Raw genomic sequence first — 16,819 nt, 5'->3', positions numbered from 1 at the left:
TTACGGGCGTTACTGGCCGCGGCGCTCGCGCAGCTGCTGGAGCGCGTCGTCGAGAAGCGACGCCGCTTCTTCGTCGGTGCGGCGCTCCTTCACGTAGGCCAGGTGCGTCTTGTAGGGCTCGGTCTTGGCCAGAGCCGGGGGGTTCGCCTTGTCGCGACCGGCGGGAAGGCCGGAGTGGGGCGAGTCGATGGTCTCGGGGATCTCGTCGTCGGGGATGCCCGCGGCGAAATAGCGGACCGTCTCGTTACCGAGGGCGTCCCAGTACGAGACCGCGACACGATCGGCGTGGAAGCCGTGGTCCTGTTCTCCCATCGGACCCGCGCCGACGCGCGTGCCGCGGATGGCGTTGCCACCAGTGGCCATGTCAGAGCTCCGCGAACTTGGTGAGGAGACCGAGACCGACGATGGTGACGAACCACACCAGCGCGAGCACGATCGTGAATCGGTTGAGGTTACGTTCGGCCAGGCCGGAGGACCCCATCGCCGAACTCATGCCGCCGCCGAACATGTCGGACAGGCCGCCCCCACGTCCTTTGTGAAGCAGGATGAGCAGGGTCAGCAGGAGGCTGGTCACGCCCAGGAAAACCTGCAGGACGAACTCGAGAATCTGCACTGTCGAAAGCCTTTCGCAGCGGCCGGAACGACCGCACAAGCGTCAAGTATACGGGGAGGCGGGCCGGGCACACGGATGCCCGCGGCGGTGAGCCGCGGGCATCCGACGGGGATCAGACCCCGACGTGCTTCTGGTAGCGGATGATCGCGGCGAACTCGTCCACGACGAGGCTCGCCCCGCCCACCAGGGCGCCGTCGACGTCGGGCTCGCGCATGAAGCCGGCGATGTTGCCCGACTTCACCGAACCGCCGTAGAGGATGCGCGTGCGCGCAGCGGCGTCGGCGCCCAGCTTCTCAGCGATGACGGCACGGAGCTTCGCGCACACGTCCTGCGCCTGATCGGGGGTCGCCGCCTGGCCCGAGCCGATGGCCCAAACCGGCTCGTACGCCACCACGATGTCGGCATCGGATGCCACGCCCTCGAGCGCGACCTCGAGCTGCCCCACGGGCACGGCGCTGGCGCCGAACTTCTCGAGGTCCTCCGAGGTCTCCCCCACGCAGATCACCGGAACCAGACCGTGACGGAGGGCCGCCTGCGTCTTGGCCGCGATGACCTCGTCGGTCTCGTGGTGGAACTGACGACGCTCGGAGTGCCCGATGATGACGTAGGTCGCATCGAGCTTGGCCAGGAACTGGCCCGAGATCTCACCGGTGTACGCGCCGGAGTCGTGGGTCGAAAGGTCCTGACCACCGAGCGCGAACTCGATCTTGTCGGCGTCCAGGAGCGTCTGCACGGTCCGCAGGTCGGTGAAGGGCGGGAAGACCGCCACCTCGACGCTCGCGCTCTCGTGCTTGGCTTCCTTCAGCGTCCAGTGCAGCTTCTGAACGAACGCAACCGCCTGAAGGTGGTCGAGGTTCATCTTCCAGTTGCCGGCGATGAGAGGGGTTCTATTCACTGCCATCCGAGGACCTCCAGTCCGGGGAGCTTCTTGCCTTCGAGGAACTCCAAGCTGGCGCCGCCACCGGTGGAGATGTGACCGAACTGGTCATCCGTGAAGCCGAGCTGACGCACGGCCGCGGCCGAGTCACCACCACCGACAACGCTGAGACCATGGACCTCGGTGAGGGCTTGAGCAACCGTCTGGGTACCCGCGGCGAACGCGGCCATCTCGAACACACCCATCGGGCCGTTCCAGAAGACGGTGCGCGAGCCGCGGATCGCCTCGGCGAAGAGGTCGGCCGTGCGGGGCCCGATGTCCAGGCCCAGCCCCGAGGCGCCGAAGGGGGTCTCCTCCAGCGCGACGGCGTCGGCGACCACGTGCTCGGCCTCGGCCGAGAACGACGCCGCCACAACGGCATCCACGGGCAGGACGATCTCGACGCCGCGCTCCTTGGCCGTGGCCAGGTAGCCCGTCACGGTGTCGATCTGGTCCTTCTCGAGCAGGCTCGCGCCGACCTTGTTGCCCTCGGCGGCGAGGAACGTGAACATCATTCCCCCGCCCACCAGCAGCCGGTCCACGCGCGGAAGCAGGTGCTCGATGACACCCAGCTTGTCGCTGACCTTGGATCCGCCGAGCACGACCGTGTACGGGCGCTCGGGGTTCTCGGTCAGACGGTCGAGAACCTCGAGCTCCTTCTGAATGAGGAGCCCTGCCGCGGAGGGCACGATCTGGGCGAGGTCGTAGACGCTCGCCTGCTTGCGGTGCACGACGCCGAAGCCGTCGGACACCAGCGCGTCGCCCAGCTCGGCGAGCTGGCGCGCGAACGCCTGACGCTCGATCTCGTCTTTGGAGGTCTCCCCCGCGTTGAAGCGGAGGTTCTCGATGACGGCGACCTCACCGTCTTCGAGCGAGGCGACCGCCTCGCGGGCGGAGTCGCCCACCGTGTCGCGGGCGAACGCGACCGGCTGACCAAGCAGCTCGGACAGACGCTGCGCGACCGGCTCGAGGGAGTACTTGGGGTCGGGCGATCCGTCGGGGCGCCCGAGGTGTGAACACACGACGACGCGGGCGCCGGCGTTGATCAGGGCGTTGAGGGTTGGAAGCGAGGCGCGCACGCGGCCATCGTCCGTGATGACGCCGTCCTTGAGGGGGACGTTCAGGTCACAACGGACGATGACGCGCGTGCCGGCCAGCGACCCCAGCGATTCGAGGGTGCGCAGAGCCATGGAGGGTCAGAGACGCTCGGCGACGTACTCGGTCAGGTCGACGAGGCGGTTCGAGTAGCCCCACTCGTTGTCGTACCACGACGAGACCTTGACGAGGTTGCCACTGACGTTGGTCAGCTCGGCGTCGAAGATCGACGAGTGCGGGTTGCCCTGGATGTCGCTGGAGACGATCGGGTCCTCGGTGTACTGCAGGATGCCGTTGAGGCGACCCTCGGCAGCGGCCTTCTTGTAGACCTCGTTGACCTGGTCGACCGTCAGTCCCTCGGTGGGGGTGACGATGGTGAGGTCGACGATCGAGCCGGTGGGGACCGGAACGCGGTACGACGAGCCGCTGAGCTTGCCGTTGAGCTCCGGCAGGACCAGACCGATGGCCTTGGCGGCACCGGTGGAGGCGGGGACGATGTTGATCGCCGCGCCGCGCGCACGACGCAGGTCGCCGTGCGGGCCGTCCTGCAGGTTCTGGTCGGCCGTGTAGGCGTGGGCCGTCATCATGAAGCCGCGCTCGATGCCGAAGGCGTCGTTGAACACCTTCGCCAGCGGGGCGAGGCAGTTCGTGGTGCACGAGGCGTTCGAGATGATGACGTCGGTCTCGGGGTTGTACGTCTCTTCGTTCACACCCATGACGATGGTGGCGTCGTCACCCGAAGCCGGAGCCGAGATGAGCACCTTCTTGGCGCCACCGGCGACGTGCTTCTTGGCGTCTTCGGCCTTGGTGAAGCGGCCCGTCGACTCGATGACGATGTCGACACCGAGCTCGCCCCAGGGGAGGTTGGCGGGGTCGCGCTCTTCGAAGACCTTGATGGTCTTGTCGCCGACGGTGATGGAGTCTTCGGTGTACGAGACCTCTTCGCTCAGGACGCCTCCGACGGAGTCGTACTTGAGCAGGTGAGCCAGGGTCTTGTTGTCGGTGAGGTCGTTCACCGCCACGATTTCGAGGTCAGCGCCCTGCGCGAGAGCCGCGCGGAGGTAGTTGCGTCCGATACGGCCGAAGCCGTTGATTCCGATCTTGACGGTCACGGAATTTCTCCTGAATCAGTCATGCGCGAGGTGCGCGAGAGTGCGGTATTCGCTGGCGGACAACGGCGTCCCGGCGGGGTGTCCACCGGGACGCCCGCGCCGTTTACGACAGTACCAGCAGACCCGCGGTCTTCTCACGGGCGGCCGAGAAGCGCTCCTGCGCATCGGCCCAGTTGGCGATGTTCCAGAACGCCTTCACGTAGTCCGCGCGCACGTTCTTGTAGTCGAGGTAGTAGGCGTGCTCCCACACGTCGAGCAGCAGCAGCGGAACGGTGCCCGCGACGATCTGACCCTGCTGGTCGAAGAACTGCTGGATGACCAGGTTCTCGCCGATGGAGTCCCAGAACAGTCCGGCCCAGCCCGAGCCCTGCACACCGAGCGCGGCGGCGGTGAACTGACCGCGGAAGGCGTCGAACGAGCCGAACTGGTCGTCGATCGCGGCCTCGAGGTCGCCGGTGGGCTTGTCGCCACCGTTGGGCGAGAGGTTCGTCCAGAAGATGGAGTGGTTCGTGTGGCCACCGAGGTTGAACGCGAGGTCCTTCTGCAGGCGGTTGATGTTCGCGAAGTCGCCCTTCTCGCGCGCTTCGGCGAGCAGGTCGAGCGCGGTGTTCGCGCCGTTGACGTACGTCTGGTGGTGCTTGCTGTGGTGCAGCTCCATGATGGTCGCGCTGATGTGAGGCTCCAGCGCGGAGTAGTCGTAGGGCAGTTCGGGCAGCGTGTACTTCGCCATGTTCTCTACTTCCGAATCGGCGCTGCACCGAGACCTCGGCGCAGCGAGGGTGACGTGTTCATCCTACCGAGGGGCAACGCACGGACCACGGGGTTGCTTCCCCGAATGACGCCCAGTAACGCAAAACGGATGCCGAGGGTCTCGGCATCCGTTCTTCGTGGCAAGGAACGCGGTCAGTCGTCCGCACCCACCGGCACGGCCGCTTCCGTCCCGGGGATCCCCTCGGCCTCCGCCTTCTTGTCGGCCATCGCGAGGAGCCGACGGATGCGACCGGCGACGGCATCCTTCGTCAGTGGCGGATCCGCGTGGTGCCCGAGCTCGTCGAGGCTCGCGTCACGGTGCGCCAGGCGCAGCTCACCCGCCTGCTGCAGGTGATCGGGAACCTCGTCGCCGAGGATCTCCAGGGCGCGCTCGACGCGCGCGCACGCGGCGACGGCCGCCTGCGCGGAGCGACGGAGGTTGGCGTCGTCGAAGTTGACCAGTCGGTTGACACCGGCGCGCACTTCGCGGCGCTGGCGCATCTGATCCCACTCCCCCGCCGTGCGGCGGGCGCCCATCTCGTACAGGGCTCCGCGGATCGCTTCGCCGTCGCGCACGACGACGCGCGGGACGCCGCGCACCTCGCGGGCCTTGGCCGGGATGCCGATGCGGTGCCCGGCGCCCACGAGAGCCATCGCGGCCTCCGACGACGGGCAGGAGATCTCCAGCGCAGCCGAACGGCCGGGGTCGCTGAGCGAGCCGCTGGCCAGGAACGCACCACGCCAGATGGCGCTGAGGTCGGGGCGAGACCCCGTCGTGAGCTTGTTGGGGAGTCCGCGCACCGGGCGACGGCGCTGGTCGAGCAGACCCGTTTGGCGCGCGAGGGTCTCTCCGGCCTCGATCACGCGCACGGCGAAGTGACCGCCCGTGCGCCCACCGGATCCCTGCACGTGGTGCAGTTCGGGACGGACGCCGTAGAGCTCCATGAGGTCGCGCGCAACGCGGCGGGCGAGGACGTCGGAGTCCAACTCGGCCTCGACGGCGACGCGGTTCGCGATCGAGTGCAGGCCCCCGGAGAAGCGCAGGATCGCCGTGAGCTCGGCGACGCGCGCCGTCGGACGCGGGTCGCGTACGGTGATGAGCTCGGCCTTCACGTCGGCGGTCAGCGGCACGGTTCTCCTTGGTTCAGGACGAGGGGGCAACGCGGTCGACAACGCGGGTGAGGCTGTCGAGGCGGCGGGGACGAGGGTACAGCCTACTCGCGGCCGAGGTCGCGATCGGCCACTCGAACGGCGACGCCGGAGACGTCGGCGAGACGCTCCGCGAGTTCTCGCGCCATGACGACGGACCGGTGCTTGCCCCCCGTGCAGCCGATCGCCACGACGGAATGCCGTTTGTTCTCGCGCTGGTACCCCTCCAGCACCGGGCGTAGAGCGGCGGCATACGCCTCGAGGAACTCCGCCGCCCCCTCCTGGCCGAGCACGAAGTCGCGCACCGTGGCGTCCTCGCCCGTCAGGGGACGCAGCTGTTCGTTCCAAAAGGGATTGGGAAGAAAGCGCATGTCGGCGACCAGGTCGACATCGGTGGGGAGCCCGTACTTGAACCCGAAGCTCATGAGCGTCACCGTGTGGCGAGCCGCGCCCTCCTCGCCGAAAAGCTGGACAGTCCGCAACGACAGCTGGTGCACGTTGTACGCCGAGGTGTCGATCACGACGTCGGCGGCCTCGCGGACGGGCGTCAGCCGCTCTCGTTCGCGTCGGATGCCGTCGAGAATCGTGCCATCGCCCTGCAGAGGGTGCGGTCGACGCACGGCCTCGAACCGCCGCACGAGCACCGCGTCGGAGGCATCCAGGAACACCACGCGCACTTGCCGCGCCGCCTGGAGCGCGCGCATCGCCTCGGGAAGATCGCCGAAGAGGCTGCGGCCGCGCACATCGACCACGACGGCGACCCGGGGCACGGCCCCGCCGGCCCGCTCGGTGAGCTCCAGCAGCGGGCGCAGCATACGCGGGGGGAGGTTGTCGACGACGTACCAGTCGAGGTCTTCCAGCGCGTTGGCAACCGTCGAGCGTCCGGCCCCCGACATCCCCGTGACGATCAGCACCTCACCGGGCGCCTCCCGGGCCTCCTGCATGATCTTCGCCCTTTCGTCGGGGATCCCCAGCCTATCGAGACAAGCGCGTGTGGATCGCCTCGGCGAGGGTCGGACCGATGCCGGGAAGAGCCGTGATTTCGTCCGGCGTGGCGTTCTTCAACGCCGTCACCGAACCGAAATGCCGAAGCAGCGCCTTGATGCGGGTGTCGCCGAGCCCGGGCACCTCGGTCAGCACGCTCGTGATGTCGCGCTTGCGGCGCTTGCGCTGATGCGTGATGGCGAACCGGTGCGCTTCGTCGCGGAGCCTCTGCAGCAGGTACAGCGCTTCCGAGGTGCGCGGAAGGATGACCGGATACTCCTCCCCCGGCAACCACACTTCTTCGAGCCGCTTGGCGATGCCGCACAGCGCGATTTCCTCGTGACCGGCATCCGCGAGGGCCCGGGCCGCCGCCGCCACCTGCGGTTGCCCACCGTCGACCACGAGCAACTGCGGCCGGTAGGCGAAGCGCGGGCGCTTGCGGATCGTCACCACCTCGCCCTCGGCCGTGGCGTCGGGGCTCTCGGCGTCGGCGACGATCGCCCCGCCGAGCGTCTCGGGCTCGTCGTCATCGGGTCGGTCGAGGTACGCGAGTCGCCGCTTCAGCACCTGGTAGAGCGAATCGGTGTCGTCGGTGGTTTCGGCGACGCCGAACGAGCGGTACTGGTCTTTGCGGGGCAGACCGTCTTCGAAGACGACCATGGATGCCACCACGTTGGTGCCCGCCAGGTGCGAAACGTCGTAGCACTCGATGCGCAACGGTGCCTCGGTCAGGCCGAGTGCCTCCTGCAGGTCGGTGAGCGCTTGAGACCGCGCGACGTAGTCACTCGTGCGCCGCGTCTTGTGCAGCATGAGCGCCTGCTGGGCGTTCAGCGTCGCCGTCTTGAGCAGATCGGACTTGGGACCGCGCTGGGCCACCTGCACGCTCACCGGCCGCCCACGGCGTTCGCGCAGCCACGACTCGATCTGCTCGGCGTCGTCGGGCAACTCGGGCACGAGCACCTGCCGGGGGATATCGCCGGGCGCGGCGTCGCCGTACGTGCGCTGGAGCACCTGATCGACCAGATCCGCGCCGGAGATGTCGAGTTCTTTCTCGATCGTGGTCGCCCGCACACCGCGCACGCGTCCGCCGCGCACGACGAAGTGCTGCACGGTCGCGGCCAGCTCGTCTTCCGCGATCCCGAAGAGGTCGGCATCCGTGTCGGAGGCCAGCACGAGCGCGCTCTTCCCGAGCACCGCGTCGATGGCCTGCAACTTGTCGCGATAGCGGGCGGCAGCCTCGTAGTCCATGGCGGCCGAGGCCTCCATCATCCGGGCGGTGAGCGCCTTGGCGAAGCGCTGGTCGCCGCCCGACATGAACGCGACGAAGTCGTCGACGATCGCACGGTGCTCCTCGATCGTGACCTCCATCGAGCAGGGGCCGCCGCACCGGCCGATCTGGCCCGGGAAACAGGGCCGGCCCGACTGCATCGCCTTTCTGTACGAGGCGTCGCTGCACGTGCGGATCGGGAAGACCTTGATCATCAGGTCGATCGTGTCGTGCACCGCCCACACCTTCGGGTACGGCCCGAAATACTTGGCCCCGCGGATCTTGGCGTTGCGCGTGACGATCACGCGTGGCGCCTCATCGGCGAGCGTGATCGCCATGAACGGGTACGACTTGTCGTCGCGGTAGCGCACGTTGAAGGGCGGATCGAACTCCTTGATCCACATGTACTCCAGCTGCAGCGAGTCGACGTCGCTGGGGACGACCGTCCACTCGACCGACGACGCCGTCGTCACCATCCGCCGCGTGCGCTCGTGTAGCGAGTACAGCGGGGCGAAGTAGTTCGACAACCGGGCGCGCAGGTTCTTCGCCTTGCCGACGTACAGCACGCGCCCCTCGGCGTCGCGAAAGCGGTACACGCCCGGATTCGTCGGGATCTCCCCCGGCTTCGGTCGGTACGGCAGGTGCGACACCCGTTCTCGGGATGCCACGGCTCAGGCTCCCGCGCGGGCCAGTTCCGGCTCGCGCTCGGCGGTGTTGCGCTGCGCACCGGTACGACCGGTCTCGAGAAGCTCGGCGAGGAACGCCCCCGTGTGGCTCTCGGCGACCGTGGCCACCTGCTCGGGCGTCCCGGTCGCCACGATCGTGCCGCCGCCGGCACCCCCCTCGGGTCCGAGGTCGATGACCCAGTCCGAACTCTTGATGACGTCGAGGTTGTGCTCGATGACGATGACCGTGTTGCCCTTGTCGACCAGCCCGTTCAGCACCTTCAGCAGCAGCGACACGTCTTCGAAGTGCAGACCCGTCGTCGGTTCGTCGAGCACGTAGATCGACCGGCCGTTGCTCCGCCGCTGCAGCTCGGTCGCGAGCTTGACGCGCTGTGCCTCGCCGCCCGACAGCGTCGTCGCCGACTGCCCGAGCCGGACGTATCCGAGTCCGACGTCGACGAGGGTCTTCAGGTAGCGGTGGATCGCCTGGATCGGCTCGAAGAACTCCGCGGCCTCGGAGATGGGCATCTCGAGCACCTCGGCGATGTTCTTGCCCTTGTAGTGCACCGAGAGCGTGTCGCGGTTGTACCGCTTGCCGTGGCAGACCTCGCAGTCGACGTACACGTCGGGGAGGAAGTTCATCTCGATCTTCAACGTGCCGTCTCCGGAGCACGCCTCACAGCGGCCGCCCTTGACATTGAAGCTGAAGCGCCCGGCCTGGTAGCCGCGCACCTTTGCCTCGGGCGTCTCGCTGAAGAGCGTCCGGATGCGGTCGAACACGCCGGTGTAGGTGGCGGGGTTCGACCGCGGGGTGCGGCCGATCGGCGCCTGGTCGACGTGCACGACCTTGTCGAGGTTGTCGAGGCCCGTCACGCGGGTGTGCTTGCCCGGCACGCGCCGTGCACCGTTGAGCTTGGACGCGAGTACTTCGTACAGGATGCCGTTGACCAGCGTCGACTTTCCCGAACCGCTGACGCCGGTCACCGAGGTCAGCACCCCGAGCGGGAAGTCGACCGTGACGTTCTGCAGGTTGTTCTCGCGAGCGCCGACGACCGTCACCTGCCGCTTCTTGTCGATCTTGCGTCGTGTCTTCGGCGCTTCGATCGACCGACGTCCCGACAGGTAGGCGCCCGTCAGCGAGCGGTCGTCGGTGAGCAGCTCGGCCAGGGGGCCGGAGTGCACGACGTTGCCGCCGTCGACGCCGGCACGCGGGCCGATGTCGACGACCCAGTCGGCGGCGTGGATGGTCTCTTCGTCGTGTTCGACGACGATGAGGGTGTTGCCGAGGTCGCGCAGGGTTTCCAGCGTCTGGATGAGGCGTCGGTTGTCGCGCTGGTGCAGGCCGATGGACGGCTCGTCGAGCACGTACAGCACACCGGTCAGACCCGATCCGATCTGCGTGGCCAGACGAATACGTTGCGCCTCACCGCCCGAAAGAGTGCCGGCGGCGCGCCCGAGGCTGAGGTAGTTCAGTCCCACCTGCAGGAGGAAGTCCAAGCGCGCACGGATCTCCCGGAGCACGGCCGCCGCGATCGTGGCCTCACGGTCGGTCAGCTCGAGCTGCGAGAAGAACTCACGCGCCTCGGACAGGCTCATTCGGGATGCCGCGGCGATCGACGTGTCGTGCACGAGCACCGCCAGCACCTCGGGCTTGAGACGGTCGCCGTCGCACACCGCGCACGGCACTTCGCGCAGGTACTCCGACCACCGCTGGCGCTGGGTGTCGGACTCGGCCTGCAGATACTGCCGTTCGATGTAGGGCACGACACCCTCGAAGCCCGACGAGTACCGCATCTCGCGGCCGTACCGGTTCTTCCACTTGACGGTGACCTTGTAGTTCTCCCCGCGCAGGACGGCGTTCTGCACGTCTTTCGAGAGGTCTCGCCACGGGGTGTCGAGCGAGAAGTCGAGGTCGCGGGCGAGCCCTTCGAGCAGACGCTCGTAGTACTGGAAAAGGCCCTTGCCCTGCGTTGTCCACGGCAGGATCGCACCGTCGCGGATCGAGAGCTCCTCGTCGCCGAGCATGAGGTCGACGTCGACGGACATGCGGGTGCCCAGACCCGAACACACCGGGCACGCGCCGAACGGCGCATTGAACGAGAACGTCCGCGGCTCGATCTCGGTGAGCTGCAGCGGGTGACCGTTGGGGCACGCGAGCTTCTCGGAGAACGACTGCCAGGCGGCATCGCCCTCTTCGTCGACGAAGTTGACCTGCATGATGCCGCCGGCCAACCCCAGGGCCGTCTCGACCGAGTCGGTGACGCGACCGAGGATGTCTCCGGATGCCACGAGCCGGTCGACGACGACGGCGATGTCGTGCTTGTAGCTCTTCTTCAGCACGGGCGGCTCGGCGAGCTGAACGAGCTCGCCGTCGACGACGGCGCGGGCGTAGCCCTTTGCGCTCAGCTCCTTGAAGAGGTCGACGAACTCTCCCTTTTTCTGGGTGACTACCGGCGCGACAATCTGGTAGCGCGTGCGCTCGGGCAGCTCCATGAGCTGGTCGGCGATCTGCTGCACGGTCTGACGCTGGATGCGCGCACCGCAATCGGGGCAGTGCGGCACACCGATGCGGGCCCACAGCAGACGCATGTAGTCGTGGATCTCGGTGATCGTGCCGACGGTCGACCGGGGGTTGCGGTTCGTCGACTTCTGGTCGATCGAGACCGCGGGGCTCAATCCCTCGATGAAATCGACGTCGGGGCGATCAACCTGCCCGAGGAACTGGCGCGCGTAGGCGCTCAGGGATTCGACGTAGCGGCGCTGACCCTCGGCGAAGATCGTGTCGAAGGCCAGGCTCGACTTCCCCGACCCCGAGAGGCCGGTGAACACCACGAGCGAGTCACGCGGAATGTCGAGGTCGACGTTCTTCAAGTTGTGGACGCGGGCACCGCGAACACTGAGCTTTCCGCTGGTGTTTCCGGGGGACGAGACAGGAACGATGGGCACCCGTCAAGTGTAGGTTCCCCCTCCGACATCGGCCCCGGGTTCGCCCCGGGCGCACACGCCGAGCGAGCACGCGGAGCCCGCGACCCGACACCGCGGTCTCAGCCCTCCGCGTCGACCCGATTCGCGAAGGGGGCCAGTCCGTCCCGCAGGGCCACGAGCGCGCGTTCGTCAACGCCGACCCGCGCCATGATCTGGGCCGGCACCTCGAGCGCACGCTCGCGCAGAGCCCGACCCTCGTCGGTGAGGTCGATATCGAGGACGCGCTCGTCGTCGGCACGCCGCGCCCGTCGCACCCGCCCCTGCGCCTCGAGTCGCTTGACGAGCGGCGAGAGCGTCGCCGGCTCCATGGCCAGCTCCGCCGCGAGGGTGCCGAGCGATCGCGGGGACTCCTCCCACAACGCGAGCATCACCAGGTACTGCGGGTGGGTGAGCCCGAGAGGTTCGAGGACCGGGCGATAGATCGACACGACGTTGCGCGCCGCGGTCACGAGCGCGAAGCACACCTGATTCTCCAGCCGCAAGCGATCGTCCATGCCCATCTCCGATTTCGTTAGTACACTAATCATCATGACACAAAGGGATGCCGAGCGGCCCCCGCTCCGCGAGCGGGTGCGCGAGGCCGGCGGCTGGTACCAGTACCTCAACACACGGCTCATCCGTGTCGCCGGGCCGGCCTCCGTCGGACCGTACGAGACGACCCCCGAACCGGTGCGCACCGGGCGACCCTGCCCGCTGTGCGGTCACCCGATGTCGGAGCACTCCGTCGACCGCTCGGGCCCGAAGCCTCTCCTGCACTGCCCGTAAGCGCGGTCCTGCCTCGACAGGACCGGAACGGGGACGGGGCGTCCCCGCGCCGTCACCGCGTCAGGCGTGGCCGGCGCGTTCCATCGCGCGCAGTTCCTTCTTGAGGTCCTGCACCTCGTCACGCAGACGGCCGGCGAGCTCGAACTTCAGTTCGCTCGCTGCCGCGAGCATCTGCTGCGTGAGATCGGCAATCGTCGACTCCAGCTGATCCGCACCCTCGGCGGCGATCCCCGTCCGACGCAGCTGGGGCGTCGGCGACTTGCCCTTGCCCGCCTTGTCGTTGCGCGACAGGAGCTTGCGCGTATCGGTCGCCTCGCGGGCGAGCACCTCGGTGATGTCGGCGATCTTCTTGCGCAGCGGCTGCGGGTCGATGCCGTGTTCGGTGTTGTAGGCGACCTGCTTCTCGCGCCGACGCTCGGTCTCGTCGATGGCCTTCTGCATGGAGTCGGTGATCTTGTCGGCGTACATGTGCACCTCGCCCGACACGTTTCGGGCGGCGCGTCCGATCGTCTGGATGAGCGAGGTCCCGCTGCGGAGGAACCCTTCCTTGTCGGCATCCAGAATCGCCACGAGCGAGACCTCGGGGAGGTCGAGACCCTCGCGGAGCAGGTTGATGCCGACCAACACGTCGTACACGCCCGCGCGCAGCTCGGTGAGCAGCTCGACGCGGCGAAGCGTGTCGACGTCGGAGTGCAGGTAGCGCACGCGCACCCCGTGCTCACCGAGGAAGTCGGTGAGCTCCTCGGCCATCTTCTTGGTGAGGGTGGTCACGAGCACACGCTCATCGCGGTCGACACGGAGACGGATCTGTTCGAGCAGGTCGTCGATCTGCCCCTTGGAGGGCTTGACCACGATCTCGGGGTCGACCAGGCCCGTCGGACGAATGATCTGCTCGACGATGCCGTCGGCGATACCCATCTCGTAACGACCGGGGGTGGCCGAGAGGTAGACCGTCTGGCCGACACGGTTCTTGAATTCGTCCCACCGCAGGGGGCGGTTGTCCATTGCACTGGGCAGGCGGAAGCCGTGCTCGACGAGCGTGCGTTTGCGAGATGCGTCGCCCTCGTACATCGCGCCGATCTGCGGGACCGTGACGTGCGACTCGTCGATGACGAGGAGGAAGTCGTCGGGGAAGAAGTCCAACAGCGTGTGCGGCGGGTCGCCCGCGGAACGGCCGTCGAGATGGCGCGAGTAATTCTCGATTCCCGAGCAGAACCCGAGCTGCTGCAGCATCTCGAGGTCGAAGGTGGTGCGCATTCGCAGGCGCTGGGCTTCGAGGAGCTTGCCCTGCGACTCCAGCTCTTTCAAGCGCTCAGCGACCTCGTGCTCGATCGTGCCGATCGCGCGCTGCACGGTGTCGGTGCCGGCCACGTAGTGCGAGGCCGGGAAGATCGGCACCGATTCCATCTTCTGGATGACGTCGCCGGTCAGCGGGTGCAGCATGTACAGCGCCTCGATCTCATCACCGAACATCTCGATGCGGATCGCAAACTCCTCGTACACCGGGATGATCTCGATCGTGTCGCCGCGCACGCGGAAGTTGCCGCGGGAGAAATCGACGTCGTTGCGGTTGTACTGCATGGAGATGAACTTGCGGATGAGCGCGTCGCGGTCGTACCGCTCTCCCACCTGGAGCGCGACCATGGCGCGCAGGTACTCTTCTGGCGCGCCGAGACCGTAGATGCAGGAGACCGTGGAGACCACGACGACGTCGCGGCGCGAGAGCAGCGAGTTGGTCGTGGAGTGCCGGAGTCGCTCGACCTCGGCGTTGATGGACGAGTCCTTCTCGATGAACGTATCGGTCTGCGGGACGTACGCCTCAGGCTGGTAGTAGTCGTAATACGACACGAAATACTCGACGGCGTTGTTCGGCATGAGCTCGCGGAACTCGTTCGCCAGCTGCGCGGCGAGGGTCTTGTTGTGAGCGAGGACCAGTGTCGGACGCTGGACGGCCTCGACCAGCCATGCCGTGGTGGCCGACTTTCCCGTCCCCGTGGCGCCGAGCAGGACCACGTCGGTCTCGCCCGCATTGATCCGTGCGGCGAGGTCGGCGATCGCGTGCGGCTGGTCACCGGACGGGGTGTAATCGCTGACGACCTCGAAGGGGCGGACGGAACGCGTGGCCTGCATGGTTCCAGCGTAGGCGGGGCCTCCGACATCGGGGCCAACCGGCGTTCGCCATCCGCGAGCACCGTCACCCGCCCCCCCCGCGAGAGGGAGGCGACCGTCAGGGGCGCGTGAGCCGCTCCCAGAGCGCGTCGACCTGGCGGCGCGTGGCATCCATGTCGCCGGTGGTGTCGATCACCACGTCGGCAAGCGCCAGACGCTCGTCGTCACCAGCCTGCGCGGCGATGCGCGCGCGGGCGTCGGCCTCGGCGAGGCCGCGCTGCGAGATCAGCCGTTCCACGCGTTGCTCGGCGGGGGCGTGCGCGACGACGACGACATCCCACTCGCCTGTCCCGCGGGCTTCGGCCAGCAGCGGCACGTCGTAGACGACGACGGCGTCCGCGTCGTCGTCAAAGGCGGCACGGAACCGCCGCTGCGACTCTTCCCGGACCGCCGGGTGCACGAGCGCGTTCAGTGCTGCGAGGCGGTCGGGGTGCCCGAACACCCGGGCGCCGAGCGCCGGGCGGTCCAGGGTGCCGTCGGGCCGCACCACGTTCCCGCCGAACTCGCCCGCGATGGCGGCGAGCACCGGGGACCCCGGTGCCTGGACCTCACGCACGATGGCATCCGCGTCGACGACGACCGCCCCCTTCGCCGCGAGCATCCGTGCGATCGTGGACTTTCCCGACGCGATTCCGCCGGTGAGCGCGAGAAGAGGCACCCCACGAGGATGCCACACGGCCGGTCGTTCCGGTCCGTCGTTCCGACACGCCCCGCGGGCCCCCGTGGGTTAACATTCCCTCAGGGGGTGCACCCGTGCTCCCGCCCGTTTGGCGAGAGTTCCCCCATGCCGAATCCCCACATCGTGGTCGTCATCGAAGACGACGTCGATATCCGCTCACTGATCGTCGCTGTCCTGGAGCCCTCCGGATTCGTCGTTCACACCGCCGTCGACGGCGCCGACGGCATCGAGGTGGTGCGCCGCACCGATCCCGCGATCACGACGCTCGATGTGAGCATGCCGGGGCTCGACGGCTTCGAGACGGCTCGCCGCATCCGGGAGTTCAGCACGACACGCATCCTCATGGTGAGTGCACGTGTGGACGACGCGGAGGAGCAACGCGCGCGTGCGGCCGGTGCCGACGATTACCTGACCAAGCCCTTCCGCCCGCGTGAGCTCCGGGCGCGCGTCCAGGCGCTCGCTGCCGACGACAGTTCCTGAAACCGGAGTGGATCCGCGTCGGTTCAGGTGCCCATGATGCCACCGGGATGCCCCCCGGTCGCTTCGGGGCGGCTCGCTTCGGCATCCGCGCGGTCGATGAGACGCGGCCCGTCCGTCCCCACCTCGGACGCGAGGACGAACCCGATTCCCACCACCGGCACCACCGAGGTCGCCAGCGCCGACAGATCGGTGACCACGCGCTCGTGGAGGACCCGGACCACACGTCGCACATCGGTGGTGGCGTTCGTGGCGAACGCCACCGAGAGTCCCGCGGCATCCGCCATCCCGACGAGGGCCATCGTCGGAGCGTGCCGTCGCACCGACGCGCGAAAAGCTCGCGCAATGTCATCGGCCTCTTCGGGCCCGAAGGCCGTCGCGACGCGCTTCAGATCGTCGACCCGGATGCCGATGACGCAGAGGTCCTCGCCCGCGTCGTGCGCTCGAGCGGCCACAATCGTCAGCGTCGCGGCGAAGGAACCGCGCAACAGGATGCCCTGTCGATCGATGGCCAGGTGACGTGTCTCAGGCGGGCCTCTCAAGGCCGATTCACTGGTGCGGAGCACCGAGGTGACGACGACCGCGGCGACGACGAGGGTCATCGTGAGCAATGCGGAGACGCTCGTGCCGAAGTACCTGAGGAAGAAGGGGTCATCCCATCCCACCGCCAGAAGCACTGCCGTGCGCACGACGAACCACACGGCTTCGACGCAGAGCACGACCGTCAGACCTGCGGCGCTCCACCGACGGCCGATCGCGCCACGTCGCGTCTCGATCGCCCCGAGAATGGCGAAGAACGCATTCCCCAGGAAGAGCGGAACCGCCCCGGCCCAGTCCCCCGCGATCACACCGTCCACGAGGGCGGAGACGACCACGACGAGCACGACCAGGGCGGCCACGGTGACCGGGCCCCGCAGCGAGCGTCCGTTGAACGCCGCACACCCCAGCCAGATGAACGAGGTCGCCGCGACGAACGCCCCGTTCCCCAGCGCCACAGAGGCGAGGGCGCCGGGTGCTGCGAACCAGACGAGGTAGCAGCCCGCGGAGAAGACGGCGGCCAAGAAGGCCGTTGCCCACAGCCGTCCGGGCAAGCCGTCCTTCAACATGAGCGTGTCGAGAAGGTACATCACCGCCGACACCAGGATCACCAGGGATGCCGCGATCTGCAGACTCAGCACGTCGAGGACCATGAC

At 68.0% G+C, this 16,819-nt stretch carries 16 protein-coding genes; 2 read left to right on the top strand and 14 right to left on the bottom strand.

What is annotated here, in order from left to right; translation table 11 throughout:
- Positions 1-9 precede the first annotated feature (9 nt).
- The 11 genes from ACU6WY_RS06170 to ACU6WY_RS06120 all read right to left on the bottom strand — a co-directional run bounded on the left by ACU6WY_RS06170 (position 10) and on the right by ACU6WY_RS06120 (position 12,030).
- Positions 10-363, bottom strand: a complete 354-nt coding sequence (locus tag ACU6WY_RS06170; RefSeq protein ID WP_483821571.1) for an RNA polymerase-binding protein RbpA — start codon at positions 361-363, stop codon at positions 10-12.
- A 1-nt stretch (position 364) separates the two neighbouring features.
- Complete coding sequence (gene secG / locus ACU6WY_RS06165) at positions 365-613, bottom strand: preprotein translocase subunit SecG (RefSeq protein ID WP_292903004.1); 249 nt, start codon at positions 611-613, stop codon at positions 365-367.
- A gap of 112 nt (positions 614-725) precedes the next feature.
- Positions 726-1,514: a triose-phosphate isomerase gene (gene tpiA, locus ACU6WY_RS06160; RefSeq protein ID WP_483821570.1), complete on the bottom strand. Its 789-nt coding sequence runs from the start codon at positions 1,512-1,514 to the stop codon at positions 726-728.
- Positions 1,505-2,719 carry a phosphoglycerate kinase gene (locus ACU6WY_RS06155; RefSeq protein ID WP_483821569.1) on the bottom strand — a complete coding sequence of 405 codons (1,215 nt, stop codon included), beginning with the start codon at positions 2,717-2,719 and terminating at the stop codon, positions 1,505-1,507. The genes tpiA and ACU6WY_RS06155 overlap by 10 nt, the downstream gene beginning before the upstream one ends.
- Positions 2,720-2,725: 6 nt before the next feature.
- A complete protein-coding gene (gene gap, locus ACU6WY_RS06150; protein ID WP_483821568.1) occupies positions 2,726-3,736 on the bottom strand; it encodes a type I glyceraldehyde-3-phosphate dehydrogenase in 1,011 nt (336 codons plus the stop codon).
- A 103-nt stretch (positions 3,737-3,839) separates the two neighbouring features.
- Positions 3,840-4,466: a superoxide dismutase gene (locus ACU6WY_RS06145; protein ID WP_483821567.1), complete on the bottom strand. Its 627-nt coding sequence runs from the start codon at positions 4,464-4,466 to the stop codon at positions 3,840-3,842.
- 173 nt (positions 4,467-4,639) lie between these two features.
- Positions 4,640-5,617: a DNA-binding protein WhiA gene (gene whiA, locus ACU6WY_RS06140; RefSeq protein WP_483821566.1), complete on the bottom strand. Its 978-nt coding sequence runs from the start codon at positions 5,615-5,617 to the stop codon at positions 4,640-4,642.
- 83 nt (positions 5,618-5,700) lie between these two features.
- Entirely contained in the window at positions 5,701-6,579 is an 879-nt protein-coding gene (gene rapZ, locus ACU6WY_RS06135) for an RNase adapter RapZ (protein ID WP_483821565.1), read from the bottom strand.
- A 31-nt stretch (positions 6,580-6,610) separates the two neighbouring features.
- Positions 6,611-8,554, bottom strand: a complete 1,944-nt coding sequence (gene uvrC, locus ACU6WY_RS06130) for an excinuclease ABC subunit UvrC (RefSeq protein WP_483821564.1) — start codon at positions 8,552-8,554, stop codon at positions 6,611-6,613.
- Positions 8,555-8,557: 3 nt separating this feature from the next.
- Positions 8,558-11,497, bottom strand: a complete 2,940-nt coding sequence (gene uvrA / locus ACU6WY_RS06125) for an excinuclease ABC subunit UvrA (protein WP_483821563.1) — start codon at positions 11,495-11,497, stop codon at positions 8,558-8,560.
- A 98-nt stretch (positions 11,498-11,595) separates the two neighbouring features.
- On the bottom strand, positions 11,596-12,030 hold the full coding sequence (locus tag ACU6WY_RS06120; RefSeq protein ID WP_483821562.1) for a MarR family winged helix-turn-helix transcriptional regulator: 435 nt from the start codon (positions 12,028-12,030) through the stop codon (positions 11,596-11,598).
- A gap of 34 nt (positions 12,031-12,064) precedes the next feature.
- Between ACU6WY_RS06120 and ACU6WY_RS06115 the strand changes: the two genes are divergently transcribed.
- Positions 12,065-12,301, top strand: a complete 237-nt coding sequence (locus ACU6WY_RS06115) for a hypothetical protein (RefSeq protein ID WP_483821561.1) — start codon at positions 12,065-12,067, stop codon at positions 12,299-12,301.
- 60 nt (positions 12,302-12,361) lie between these two features.
- Here the strand turns inward: ACU6WY_RS06115 and uvrB are convergent, their stop codons facing one another.
- Both uvrB and coaE read right to left on the bottom strand, forming a co-directional pair.
- Positions 12,362-14,431 carry an excinuclease ABC subunit UvrB gene (gene uvrB / locus ACU6WY_RS06110; protein ID WP_483821560.1) on the bottom strand — a complete coding sequence of 690 codons (2,070 nt, stop codon included), beginning with the start codon at positions 14,429-14,431 and terminating at the stop codon, positions 12,362-12,364.
- Positions 14,432-14,528: 97 nt separating this feature from the next.
- Positions 14,529-15,128, bottom strand: coding sequence for a dephospho-CoA kinase (gene coaE / locus ACU6WY_RS06105; protein WP_483821559.1), 600 nt, complete (start codon positions 15,126-15,128; stop codon positions 14,529-14,531).
- 126 nt (positions 15,129-15,254) lie between these two features.
- Here coaE and ACU6WY_RS06100 point away from each other — a divergent pair, with 126 nt between their 5' ends.
- Positions 15,255-15,629 (top strand): response regulator transcription factor, encoded by a 375-nt coding sequence (locus ACU6WY_RS06100; protein ID WP_483821558.1) that lies wholly within the window; start codon positions 15,255-15,257, stop codon positions 15,627-15,629.
- A gap of 23 nt (positions 15,630-15,652) precedes the next feature.
- Here the strand turns inward: ACU6WY_RS06100 and ACU6WY_RS06095 are convergent, their stop codons facing one another.
- Entirely contained in the window at positions 15,653-16,816 is a 1,164-nt protein-coding gene (locus ACU6WY_RS06095) for a hypothetical protein (protein ID WP_483821557.1), read from the bottom strand.
- Positions 16,817-16,819: the final 3 nt, after the last annotated feature.

This window comes from Microbacterium sp. ZW3a (assembly GCF_057167165.1).
The sequence above is the reverse complement of the archived record's forward strand: the minus strand, read 5'-3'. Positions and strand labels throughout refer to the sequence as shown.